12 protein-coding genes and 1 pseudogene are annotated in these 11,706 nt (G+C 45.3%); 5 read left to right on the forward strand and 8 right to left on the reverse strand.

The features are described 5' to 3' along the window. Positions 1-47: 47 nt before the first annotated feature. Together K6Q96_RS20635 and K6Q96_RS20640 are read right to left on the reverse strand one after the other, a co-directional pair. Complete coding sequence (locus K6Q96_RS20635; RefSeq protein WP_251882314.1) at positions 48-509, reverse strand: RES family NAD+ phosphorylase; 462 nt, start codon at positions 507-509, stop codon at positions 48-50. Next, a complete protein-coding gene (locus tag K6Q96_RS20640; protein ID WP_251882315.1) occupies positions 509-931 on the reverse strand; it encodes an Xre family toxin-antitoxin system antitoxin in 423 nt (140 codons plus the stop codon). The genes K6Q96_RS20635 and K6Q96_RS20640 overlap by 1 nt, the downstream gene beginning before the upstream one ends. A 452-nt stretch (positions 932-1,383) precedes the next feature. Between K6Q96_RS20640 and K6Q96_RS24955 the strand changes: the two are divergent. After that, a pseudogene (locus K6Q96_RS24955) lies at positions 1,384-1,506 on the forward strand (helix-turn-helix domain-containing protein); the annotation flags it as partial. A gap of 36 nt (positions 1,507-1,542) precedes the next feature. After that, positions 1,543-2,259, forward strand: coding sequence for a LysR substrate-binding domain-containing protein (locus K6Q96_RS20645; protein WP_251882316.1), 717 nt, complete (start codon positions 1,543-1,545; stop codon positions 2,257-2,259). Here K6Q96_RS20645 and K6Q96_RS20650 read toward each other — a convergent pair. Continuing rightward, complete coding sequence (locus K6Q96_RS20650; protein ID WP_251882317.1) at positions 2,248-2,712, reverse strand: Lrp/AsnC family transcriptional regulator; 465 nt, start codon at positions 2,710-2,712, stop codon at positions 2,248-2,250. The two genes, K6Q96_RS20645 and K6Q96_RS20650, sit on opposite strands and share 12 nt — an antisense overlap. A gap of 159 nt (positions 2,713-2,871) precedes the next feature. Here K6Q96_RS20650 and K6Q96_RS20655 point away from each other — a divergent pair, with 159 nt between their 5' ends. Next, on the forward strand, positions 2,872-4,683 hold the full coding sequence (locus K6Q96_RS20655) for a trans-sulfuration enzyme family protein (RefSeq protein ID WP_251882318.1): 1,812 nt from the start codon (positions 2,872-2,874) through the stop codon (positions 4,681-4,683). A gap of 32 nt (positions 4,684-4,715) precedes the next feature. On the opposite strand, the gene K6Q96_RS20660 is transcribed toward K6Q96_RS20655, so the two are convergent. Further along, a complete protein-coding gene (locus K6Q96_RS20660) occupies positions 4,716-5,258 on the reverse strand; it encodes a hypothetical protein (RefSeq protein WP_251882319.1) in 543 nt (180 codons plus the stop codon). Positions 5,259-5,934: 676 nt separating this feature from the next. Here K6Q96_RS20660 and K6Q96_RS20665 point away from each other — a divergent pair. Next, on the forward strand, positions 5,935-7,446 hold the full coding sequence (locus K6Q96_RS20665; RefSeq protein WP_251882320.1) for an alanine/glycine:cation symporter family protein: 1,512 nt from the start codon (positions 5,935-5,937) through the stop codon (positions 7,444-7,446). 76 nt (positions 7,447-7,522) lie between these two features. On the opposite strand, the gene yciH is transcribed toward K6Q96_RS20665, so the two are convergent. Both yciH and K6Q96_RS20675 read right to left on the reverse strand, forming a co-directional pair. Beyond that, a complete protein-coding gene (gene yciH / locus K6Q96_RS20670) occupies positions 7,523-7,849 on the reverse strand; it encodes a stress response translation initiation inhibitor YciH (RefSeq protein WP_251882321.1) in 327 nt (108 codons plus the stop codon). Between the two features lie 63 nt (positions 7,850-7,912). Next, positions 7,913-8,263, reverse strand: coding sequence for a DUF3319 domain-containing protein (locus K6Q96_RS20675; RefSeq protein WP_251882322.1), 351 nt, complete (start codon positions 8,261-8,263; stop codon positions 7,913-7,915). 462 nt (positions 8,264-8,725) lie between these two features. Between K6Q96_RS20675 and K6Q96_RS20680 the strand changes: the two genes are divergently transcribed. Further along, positions 8,726-9,688 carry a tyrosine-type recombinase/integrase gene (locus K6Q96_RS20680; protein WP_251882323.1) on the forward strand — a complete coding sequence of 321 codons (963 nt, stop codon included), beginning with the start codon at positions 8,726-8,728 and terminating at the stop codon, positions 9,686-9,688. Positions 9,689-9,700: 12 nt separating this feature from the next. On the opposite strand, the gene K6Q96_RS20685 is transcribed toward K6Q96_RS20680, so the two are convergent. Both K6Q96_RS20685 and K6Q96_RS20690 read right to left on the reverse strand, forming a co-directional pair. Beyond that, positions 9,701-10,702, reverse strand: a complete 1,002-nt coding sequence (locus K6Q96_RS20685; protein WP_251882324.1) for a D-alanine--D-alanine ligase — start codon at positions 10,700-10,702, stop codon at positions 9,701-9,703. Positions 10,703-10,998: 296 nt separating this feature from the next. After that, entirely contained in the window at positions 10,999-11,550 is a 552-nt protein-coding gene (locus tag K6Q96_RS20690) for an SPOR domain-containing protein (RefSeq protein WP_251882325.1), read from the reverse strand. Between the last annotated feature and the right edge of the window lie 156 nt (positions 11,551-11,706).

The raw sequence follows: 11,706 nt of genomic DNA on the forward strand, positions 1-11,706 counted from the left end.
GCGTTGGCGTTGTTGCGTCATCAGCGCTTTTGCTTGGAATGACTTTCCTAACGCATCATTCGCTTCAGACGACTGTCGTAATAGAAATCACGTTGGTCGATGATTTTGACTTTGTGGCTGTCAGGATGCGCGGGATTAATCAGGAAGTTGTACTCGCTTGCGATGATCGCTGATGGTAACTGAATGACTGGTGTCGTCATTTCTCGAAGCCAGGCGGTTCCGTAGTTACGTGACGTATCGGCATCTGGCACTGCATCCCAACCATTTGGGAGTTCTTGCTCAGAGACACGTTTGATTGGCAGATCGTCGGGTATGTAGATGGTCATCATGACCAAAGGAGGCATTTGAACTGGGCTTTCATGAACAAAGCGTTCAAGCGCAGCCAAAGAACGAGAGCCTGCAGTATATAGAATGGGTTGGCCTCTCTGATGCCAACGGCCAGATCCAAACATGCCCCCCATCCCACTGAGATCGGCAAACCGCTTCACGGAGAGTCGAAATACTTCCATTAAGCGGTCATGCCATGCATCAGGCGGTTAAGAACATTCTCTACATATTGAATGCCGGTGTTGGTATCCAAATAATCAACAGCGGCTTTCCCACCAAAAGCCAGTTGTGGCGTTTTCAGCCAATCTAACGCTGTATCACGGTCTTCGTAGTATTCGACTGCTAAATCGACCACTCGGCGAATTGCCAATGTTTTTTCCGACTGCGAAGGTGTCAGCAAATCAGAATCGCTTTTGCGCTGCAGGCTTCGTGGGCTCAGGCCAATCAAAGTGACCCACTCACCACTGCTCATAGCCATTTCTTTCATCACCTTGCGCGCATGTTTTACTTTCAGCCCATGGCGGATGATATCCAGTTCCATATCCTGATTGATAACCTGCCCCTCTTTTACGATGCCAAGCGACATTAACTGTTCTGCGTACATATCAACCTCCAATAACCTTTGGTTAAATTATGTGCGTCATTTGTCGCATTGTAAAGCGACACTTGTCGTAAAGAAGAGTTGTAGTACGGACTGAATCGAAAGAAGCCATGGTCTAAGGTATTTGAAATTTAGTATGTTTTTCTGTGCAAGCGCTTGCTTGAAAAAGAGCGCGGCCCAAATAAATTAGGCCGCAAGTTGGCAAAAAAGTACTTATTCTTTGTTAGCTACACGAGCAAGAGGGATTGCTCTGTAGTGGAGTTACGCAGTTGCTTTGAACTAACCCTAACATTGCTGCGGGAATATATAATAACCACAATTAATACAAGGCATATACAAATTGAGCTTATAGTGTGCTCACTCAAGTTGATATCGTAAACAGTGATATTTGTATAAATCATTACGGATTCTGGAAAGTTAGGTAAAGCATGACGTCTTTTAAGAAATCTCTGTCAATGATAAAGCCCATCTCCCACTTTTTAGCTGTCGTGTCGAACCAATCTGTCACGCATGCTGGAGAAGCGCTGGGAATTGCGCCGTCAAGGATTAGCGAATCTCTCAAATATTTAGAAGAAATTTGGAATGTTCAGTTATTTCTCCGTGAAGGCCGTCAAATGAAACTGACGAATGCTGGCCAACGTGCTTATGAACGATACCACCACTTAGTTTACGCCTTACTCGACACTGTGATCGAGGATATCGATCCTGACGTCATTCCCTCAGTCTTGTCTGTTACCACGCCCGTAGATATTGGCACCCACTTGATGCCGAGCGTTATATCGAGCTTCAATAAGCAATACCCGAATGTGGAAGTGAAGCTGTTTGCTTCCGACCAAGTCATGGATATGTCTGAAGCTGATATTGATTTAGCTATTCGCATAGGCAAGTTAAGAGGCAAAACAACAGCTCAGGAAGAGGTGATCATGAAAGCCCGCCCTTTCCTGGCCGCTTCTCCAAAAATTATTCAGAACATTCGTGAAGGTTTATACCCTGACGGTGCACCTTTTATTCGTTTGTTGCGCCTACCGGAGAGTAAAGAAATGAAGCTTCAAGATACGGATACCATGCTCAAATTAAAGGCCGTCGCGGCTTCAGACAATGCCACCGCCGCACAACAAATGGCTTACGACGGATTGGGTGCCGCTCTGTTTAGCGGTTTGCCGACTAAGCCTTATCTGGAAGAAGGAAGACTTGAAAAGATAGACCATGTTGTGATGCCAGACATTTACATCTTTGCCAGTTGGCCAGGAAGGCGTATGACGCAGGGCGCCAAAGCGCTTCTAGAGCTGTTCAAACTGGAGCTACGCGAGCAACAAAAACTATATGGGTAAGCGAGACCGCTTTTTCACCTGTCCAAATGCAAAGCTGGATTCAATAGCTGCAATATTGGGAAGGCGGGTCAACTCTCTGCGAATAAACCGTTCGTATGTTTTGAGTGATTCACTCACGACACGAAGTAGGTAGTCGTGGGTGCCTGTCATGAGAAAGCACTCAAGTACTTCATCCATTTGGTCGATTAACGACTCAAACTTCACCATGTTCTCTTCCGTGGGCCTTTCGAGTTTTACCAAAACAAAGACGTTGATAGGCAACCCACATTTTTCCTGATCAATGTGAGCGTGGTAACCAGTGATTATTCCCTTTTTCTCCAGCGCTCTCACCCGGCGCAAACAAGGCGAAGGGGATAGTGATACGCGATCTGACAGTTCCTGATTGGTTAGGCGTCCCTCTTTTTGTAGCTCGTCGAGAATTTTCTTATCAATGCTATCAAGATTATGCTCCATGCCCTTCTCCATCCTCAGATTAGTAGCGCTAAACTATTTAATATTGGCAGATACTGCCATTTAGTAACAACTAAAGAGTGAAATTCGCAATCATCCTTATCGTTAGGTTAGCTAATTTATCGTTATACCTACTACGTGATTTAGTTAAGGGAGATATTGATGAACAAAACCACTCAACTCAGCCCGCTGCGTAATACGACGAAGCTGGAAGATTCAGCATCTCTAGCAACAGAGCAGGCAAAGCACTTTGGTATCGACACTGATTCAGACTTTGGCCAGGCGTTGGTCTCCCTTGCAACCACCTTATACACTGCTAACCATCACACGCATGACCTGTGGGCAATTACATTAGATGGCCTTAACGATTTAGACAGAAATGACCGTATAGCTTGGTTCAACGCTAAACGGTTCCTGTCTTTTCAGTTAGCGAAAATTCTCGACAACCTACAGAACCCGATGCGCGCGACTTATAAATCCATCGCCACCAAAAACGGGCACTTCGCTGCAAAAGGGGCTTACCCAATATTTGATAATGTGGCTGCGATATTCTCAGCAGCACCAGTGATAACACGCACTGCCACCTATCTATTTGCCTGCACAGAATGGGTAGAAGATGCCTTTAATGGCCGGGAACCCCTGCATGAAATCTATTCCCGACTGCTGAACCCAACTTCTATCGCGTTGGCTAACCATATTGTCGATATCGAAGCGGGAGACATGGCGGATCAATACCTCGCTTGGAACTTCAATTCCGGAATGGCAGCGATTGATGGCTTGCTAAGTCATTTGTTAGGGCGTGAAGATATTGTCTTGGCCTCTCGCAACATCTACGGTGGTAGTTACCAGTTACTTCAAGATTGGTACCGTAAATCTTCGAATCTGGATGTGGCAATAGAATGGGTGGATGGCTACGACGCAGCAAATTTTGCAAAAGCCATGGATGCAACGGCGGAGAAATATGCAGACAGAATCAAAGCTGGCCGCAAGATCTATATCTATCTTGAGAGCCCCTGTAACCCCCATGGTTTCGTTTTGGATGTCGCTGGCATCAGCAGAGCTGCTCATGAGCGAGATTGGAACATCATGGTAGATACCACGGTTGGCACTCCCTTTCTTCATCCTGTGTTAAAAAGAACTGATCCTATGGAGCGCCCCGACTTTGTTATTCATTCGTACACGAAAGAATTGGCAGGCTCAGGAAGCACAACAGCCGGCGTAATCATTGGGCGAAATGAAGACATGTTCATTCCAAAGGGTGACAGCGTAACCTGTAAGACACCAAGTGGAAAGCAACGTGAAGTAAGCTGGAGTAACACCCTGTTTTGGAACGTCTATTACATCAAAGGCGCTTTTCTTGATGCAGACAAAGCGTTTGAAGTCTTGAATGGCATGAAGACCTTTGAATTACGTGTGCTGCAAAAAGCCATCAACACGCTTTCTCTGGCGCGCATATTCTCACTTCATCCCGATATCAATGTGTCCTGCCCCGCTCTGCCTGAGAGCCCTAACTACCCTTTGATGCAGTCACAAATGCGCCTTGGTCTACCAGCTTCTTTATTCACCATTGATATGGAAGGAAAAGCGGACCGCCAACCTATTGATCAGTCTTCTTTTAAACAGTTCTTTGACATGTTGGAGCCTGCTATTGGTATGCAAGTCAGCCTTGGGCAAACCAACACAGTTGCTTTATGTCCTGCTATGACGACACATTCGGAGCTATCAAGCGCGGCTTTAGCCGATGCAGGTATTAAACCGACAACACTCCGCATAGCGGTAGGCTTGGAAGACCCGAGGGCGTTCATTGCTCATATGCAGCGCGCAGCTGAAATGACGATTGATGCAGCACACCCCGGTTTCTCGGATCTTTTCCCGAGCGCAGACAAGATTGATGATATCTACAGAAAAACGTATTTGGATGTACAGCAGCGCTTTGTTGAACACCTTCCAAACTACGCCACATTGATTCAATAAGAACTGGCAACATAGCCAAGTACAACAGGCTGTTAAGGATCCAGCGCTTCACTTGGACTCAAGTCTAAGGAGGAAGCGCTGGACATCATTGTTGTACCATCGCGGTTCAGATAACAAAGGGTCACTTGGTATTGAGGTCTCACACTGAGTGGTTCCAATTGTTCTATTTGATTAACCAACTGAACATTCGGTTCGCAGCCCCTATCGCCAAAGCGGTGTAACTCCCTATCGTAGTCTGTCTTTTCCACTTCTTCGTTGGTCCGCAAAATTTCAATCTTCATTGCCAAGCGACGCTTTTCAAAGCTGGAATATTGACTTGAGAGCAGTTTAGCAAGCGTTTCTTCGAGCATATCAACTTGCTGCGGGACAAGGACAGTTTTGTCTGACGCTTCCAAGGCACTTTGCGCCTTAACCATTTCTAGAGAAATTGAAGGCAGCACTTCCAAGTACTTTTTTAAAAGCACCCGACTGGATTCTGATTGCTTCTGCATCGCTGCACCTGACACGATCGTTGCTACAGCGATCGCAGTGAAGATCAGCGTTGGCGAAGCGGTAAACTTTGCTAACCACTGCATGACTGAATTTCTAATAAGAAGTGACTAAATATGCTTAATAACCGAAATTAATTGGATATAAATTCTTAACGTGACATAAGTCACCAAATAAAGGGAATAGTTGGCGAAAAGTTGCCCAATACACGGCGCATAGTTTACTTCGGTGAATCATTTGCTACGCATAAAGTTTGTATCAATTATAAGAATGACTAACTTATTTACAGCCTAATACTTTTCTAATTGCAGTGCTATTTTCTTGCTAATTTAGTTTTGTCTTATTTCCAATTCACTTTCTCTATTTTGCTTTTTTAGAAATAGTTATTTAAATTCATCTGTTAACATAGCCATATATCAGCCCGCTTTACAGTGGTGCAATTCATGCCCCAGCAGAAAGCGCTTGCAGCTATATGATTGAATTAGAGAAAGCGAAAGTTATGTTTGCACAATTACTTATACACCTATTGCCGGATTATTTTTTTGGCAGGGTAAATTCGCGAAATAAATTATGAAATGGAGATTTCTTTAGAAAAGTGTGAGCACTTTATCTTGTTATAAAAAATGCAAAATCGAGGGGTCGAAATATATTGCAAATATGTTTATACGTGAAATAATCCGCAGCGCAATGGTTGTTAACAATCATGTAACACAGCGTATTGCGGTAAGTATGAAGCTATATAAAAAAGAAAAGGACTCGGTAATGAAACGTATAATGACGACTGCTGGACTTTCGTTGTTTGCGAGCTCAGCCTCTGCGGCAGGGATCGATGAAGCAATCAATGAAATAGTCGCTCCAATTGTAAACCCATTCGTGGGTATGATCTTCTCCTCTGTTCCACTCCCCTTTCTAGATGCTGAAGCGCCATGGATCGTAATGTGGCTGGTTGTTGCCGCTGTCATCTTTACGCTGTATCTGGGCTTTATTAACGTTCGTGGATTCACCCATGCAATCCGTCTTGTTAAAGGTGACTACACAGACCCTAAAGAGCCAGGTGAGGTCTCGCACTTTCAGGCCCTTGCAACAGCACTCTCCGGAACGGTTGGTCTTGGTAACATCGCTGGTGTTGCCGTAGCAATCTCGATCGGTGGTGCAGGTGCAACATTCTGGATGATCCTTGCGGGTCTGCTTGGTATGTCTACCAAGTTTGTAGAGTGTGCCCTTGGTGTTAAATACCGTAACACTAACCCAGATGGTTCTGTTTCCGGTGGTCCAATGTACTACCTGAGCAAAGGTCTGGCTAACAAAGGTAACCCAGCATTTGGTCGTACCCTCGCCGTTTTATTCTCAGTTTGTGCGGTCGGCGGTGCTTTGGGTGGCGGTAACATGTTCCAGGCTAACCAGGCGTTCAAGCAAGTGGTTGGCGTTACTGGTGGCGACATGTCTTTCTTCGCAGATAAAGGCTGGTTGTTTGGTCTTATCATGGCGGTTATCGTTGGTGTGGTTATCATCGGTGGTATCAAGTCAATCGCGAAAGTGACTGAGAAAGTCGTTCCTTTCATGGCAATTGTTTACGTTGGTGCAGCTCTGATTATCATCCTGATGCACATCGACCAAGTAGGTGCAGCATTCGGCGCAATCTTCAACGGTGCATTCACTGGTGAAGGTGTCGCGGGTGGTGTTATCGGTGCCATGATTCAGGGCTTCAAACGAGCCGCGTTCTCGAACGAAGCGGGTGTTGGTTCTGCGGCAATCGCTCACTCAGCAGTAAAAACCAAAGAACACATGTCTGAAGGTTTCGTATCTCTGCTGGAACCGTTCATTGATACCGTTGTTATCTGTACCATGACTGCTCTGGTTATCATCATTACCGGCCAGTTGTACGAAGGTCAGGAGCTGAGCGGTGTTGCACTGACGTCAGCAGCATTTGAAGCATCACTGTCTTGGTTCCCTCTGGTTCTTGCAGTTGCTGTTGTACTGTTCGCGTTCTCAACCATGATTTCTTGGTCTTACTACGGCCTGAAAGCTTGGACTTACCTGTTCGGTGAGAGCAAGCGTGCAGAGATGATTTTCAAAATCATGTTCTGCTGCTTTGTTGTTATCGGTGCATCGATGAACCTGGGTCCAGTTATCGACTTCTCTGATGCAATGATCTTCGCAATGGCTCTGGTTAACATCATCGGTCTGTACCGTCTGGTTCCAGAAATCAAAGCGGACATGAACGATTACCTGGCGCGTCTGGAAAGCGGTGCTATCCAACGTTACAAAGGCTAATCGAACAACCCTTCTTGCATAACAAAAAAGAGATGCCATTTGGCATCTCTTTTTTTATGTTTTTCCGAAAGAAAAATTAACCACCGGCCAGTTTGACTGTGTGACCCTTCTTCTCAAGATATGCTTTGATTTGGTCGCGCTTATCACCTTGGATTTCAATCACACCGTCTTTTACAGCACCGCCACAACCGCAGACTTTCTTTAGCTCGGCGGCGACCAGTTTCAGCGCGGTATCATCAATGTCCAACCCTGTCACCAGACAAACCCCTTTGCCTTTACGGCCTTTGGTTTGACGCTGAACCCGAACGATCCCATCGCCTTTTTCACGAACTGGCGCCTGCTTTTCTTCCTTAATACGCCCGGCATCGGTGGAATACACCAGGCGGCTGTTATCGTCTCTCATATTTCACTCTTTGACGCTTGTTGATAGCACCAATGCTATCAAAACTGGCTCTATCAGAATACGTTAACGACGGAATTCGCGAGAAAGCGCGTTTTGGTCGATAAACTGCTTAATCTTTGGTAAAGGACCTTTCAGAAGTTGTCCACGAACCAGGATATACCAAAGCCCTGGTTGTTTGTCGTCAGACATAATCTGAATACCTTTATAGATTTCAGAGGAAGGCCCCTGTGCCGTTCGAAAGGATTGACGCTCAAATTCCGCCGGCCGACGGAAAATACGGGTATCGCTCCACCAATCAATACACTGCTTTACGCCCAGCATCGTGCCGGATACCGTTCTCCCTGCGACAATTGACGTATAAACATCGTCCTTACATTCAATAGTATGACCACGATGAGAATATCGCTTTTTCATTCGCTACCTGTTCTATGGATTGCTTACCCATTAACTTAACCGCCAAGTATCAGGCAGTTACAAGCAATTTGAGTATAGAGTTGTTATCGGGGCGATTTTAATGAAAAAGAAAGGATAATTCGACAATTAACGTGGCTTCTGCCCAACATTTATCTTTGTAAATACGATTCGATAAACGTGGGGTAACAAGCGCACTAAGATTTGGTAACTAGCTTTCCACCTAACCGTGCGCTGTATTCCTGTGTATTTTCATCAGCCGGTTCGATGTTATATCCACGATGATATAAACGCTTTGTCATCGACTCTCTCCTCTTGGAGAAAAATCCAGGCACTTGCTACCTTTTTGTAGACTGTAAAAGTTGGCGACATATGAATAAGTTATGTGATCAACGTTGGTTCCAACACTTCGGATTGGATGTGATAATAATGAGTAAAGCAATTTAGTTATAGTGCATTAAAGCAATGAAAAAAATTGAAGCTATCACTGACCCAAACACTGTAAAACGAAGCATTACGCTGTTTAAACAAGGGAATGTATCACTTGAAGAATGGCATGCGCTCACCCAAGGCCTTTACAGCAAAAATTCCTTATTGAGTTTCCAAAATGATTGGCAGGTTTTCGTCGATTACTGTCGGGAAGTCAACGTTTCTCCCCTACCTGCAGCCGTGACAGCAGTTCGTCGATTTGTGGAAGCAAAAGCCACAATCCGGAAAGCCTCTAGTATTAAGCGCTATATCATCACTGTATCTATGATGCATCGAATACACAGCCAATCCGACCCTACCCGGCACAGAGAAGTTCGCTTTACGCTTAACAAGCTATATCAGGACAAAGCAGATGAAGCAGGTCAGGCCAATGCATTCCACTATCATCACCTTCAGTCACTTCACTCCAAACTCTGCACCAGTGACCGCTTGAAAGACATCAGAGATTTGTTGATCTGGACGCTCTGTTTCGAATGCATGCTAAAGCGAAGTGAGTTGGCAGCTATTCAATTTGAAGACCTAACCAAAATGGAAGATAGTTTCACGCTTCAAATTTCTGATAACGTCATGAAGCTTTCTTCGGAAGCCTCGGGTTTGATTGAACAATGGTTTGAAATGACAGCCATGTCGGAAGGCCCGTTGCTGCGTCGTATTAATAAACACCAGCAGCTTGGTGACGCACCAATGGATCATTCTTCCATTTATCGCGTATTTCGCCGAGCTGCAGAGGAATTGGGCGTTCAGGGCACACTAACTTTCTCTGGCCAATCGCCACGTGTAGGTGCCAGTCAGGATTTGTCAGACTCTGGTTTGACAATAAAAGAAATTCAGCAACAAGGAAGATGGAAAAGCCCCGCTATGCCAGCACAGTATGTAGGAAATAAACAGGCAAGAGACGAGGCTATGGATAAGTTCAAACGTAAGCTGGATAAGGATTAGGAGCCGATGGCTCTAACCGACTTTAACGCCTGAGCGAATACAGCTAGCCAAATACTCAGAGAAAGTATGACCATTGTGCTCGACGAGTTTTGGGAACATTGAAATCGGCGTCATACCAGGGAAGGTATTGATTTCGTTCAACAGGACTTCACCTTCGGGGGTTAGGAAGAAGTCGATACGGGACAAGTCTTTCAGTTTCAAGTGAACAAATGCCTTCTCTGCATACTCTCGCATTTTTTCTACCTGCTCTTCCGTCAGACTCTTTGGCTCCACTGTCGTCTGACTGTGGCTTCCTTCACTGTATTTCTCTTCGTAGGTGTAGAAGGTGTCTTCTGGGCAAGCAATCTCACCAGGGCGCGTCACAATGACTTGGCCATCATAATGATAAGCGGCAATTTCCAATTCGCGTGGACGAACGGCTTTCTCAACCAACACTTGATTAGAGTAGCCAAACGCACCTTCAACCGATTCGCGAACGGCTTTTTTGTCTGTCACTTTGTAGCAACCAACGGAAGAACCCTGACACGCTGCTTTAACGAAAATTGCGCCCCAGCGGTCAAAAGCATCTTCCGCTTTTTTAATACTGTCTTCGTTGTTGTCAGTCAGAAAAACATAAGGGGTGTTTGGAATGCCAATGGCATCAAACCAGAGCTTTGAAGTGATTTTGTTGAAGCAAACATTGCTGGCAGAAGAATCACACCCCATGTAAGGAACACCAGCTAACTCAAACAGAGATTGGATGTCGCCGGTTTCGCCTGGAAATCCGTGAATACATGGTACGGCAAAATCGATGTCGATAACTTCATCACCTACCTTAAGCGTCTTATCCAGATTCAGGCGACAATCTTGTCCGTTGCTGTCTTTCCAGCCATCATTTTTAGTGATTTCAACACGAACAACTGAAACGGTTGGCAGTTTCTTTAATTCAGATTCCAGATAATTTGCTGACACCATCGATACTTCATGTTCAGCGCTACCGCCACCACACAGCAACAATACTTGAGTTGGGTTCATGACCATTCCTACTTCGCCCCGATAAATCGCTCAGGGATAACAAAATCTAATCGCACAATCCGTGAGGCACCTACTATACCCAAACGACCTGAAGATGCTCGCATTCAGGTCGTTTGGGTATAGTAAACAAACACATTGGCGCTTTCACTTAATCAAACGCAAATAACTGGCAAATTTTGCGTGATCGCGCAAAAACCCGTCATTGCTTGATTCATAAGCCACCACTTACCCCGTGCGTAAAACTACAAGCAAGAAAAAAGAGAGCCTGAGCTCTCTTTTCAAATTGATTTATCAGTTTAGTTCAAGCGTTTAACTTCTGGTGTCGCAGACGACTTAATGGAAGCAAATGAGCGGATAAACGGACCGTATTGTTTAATGTCATTGGGTAATGCTTTGAGCGCTTTTTGCGCTTCAGCTTTGGATTTGAACTCACCGTAGAGCAAGGTGTACCAAGGCAGACCATCGACCATCTTCTTATTTGACCAAACTGGCTTATCAGACGGCAGTCTGTTGATGTACTCGCTGAAGCCCTTATTGTGGCTCAGTGCGATAACCTGAATGGTATAAGTTGACGATGAAGTCGCAGACGGCTTCTTGGCTGGCTTGGGTACCGGCTTCGGTTTCTTCTGCGCAGTCATAACTGGTTTAGGCGCTGGCGCTTTTGGTTTTTCTGCCGAAACAGGCTTGGGCATCGGCTTTGTCATCTCTGGTTTTGAAGCAGGAGCCATATTTTCAGTCACTGGCATCACTTCTTCTTCAGAAGATTGGGTCAGAATTTGAGTAGTGCTGGTACCCCCGGCACAACCGGCAAGCGCAAGAGTAAAAGCGATCGAAAGGATTTTCTTCATGAATATTCTACTTTTAGGAGCCACTGCCCTTATTCTGTACCCACCCCGCCATTCATTCAACTTAAACCAAGCCCACTCTGATAAGTATCTGCCACATGTCACACATCATTTCGCGGTTTCTAGCTATCTGACGGTGCTTTTAGCTACGGATCACAG

Origin of the sequence: Grimontia kaedaensis, from assembly GCF_023746615.1 — a bacterium.
Lineage (GTDB): Bacteria > Pseudomonadota > Gammaproteobacteria > Enterobacterales > Vibrionaceae > Enterovibrio > Enterovibrio kaedaensis.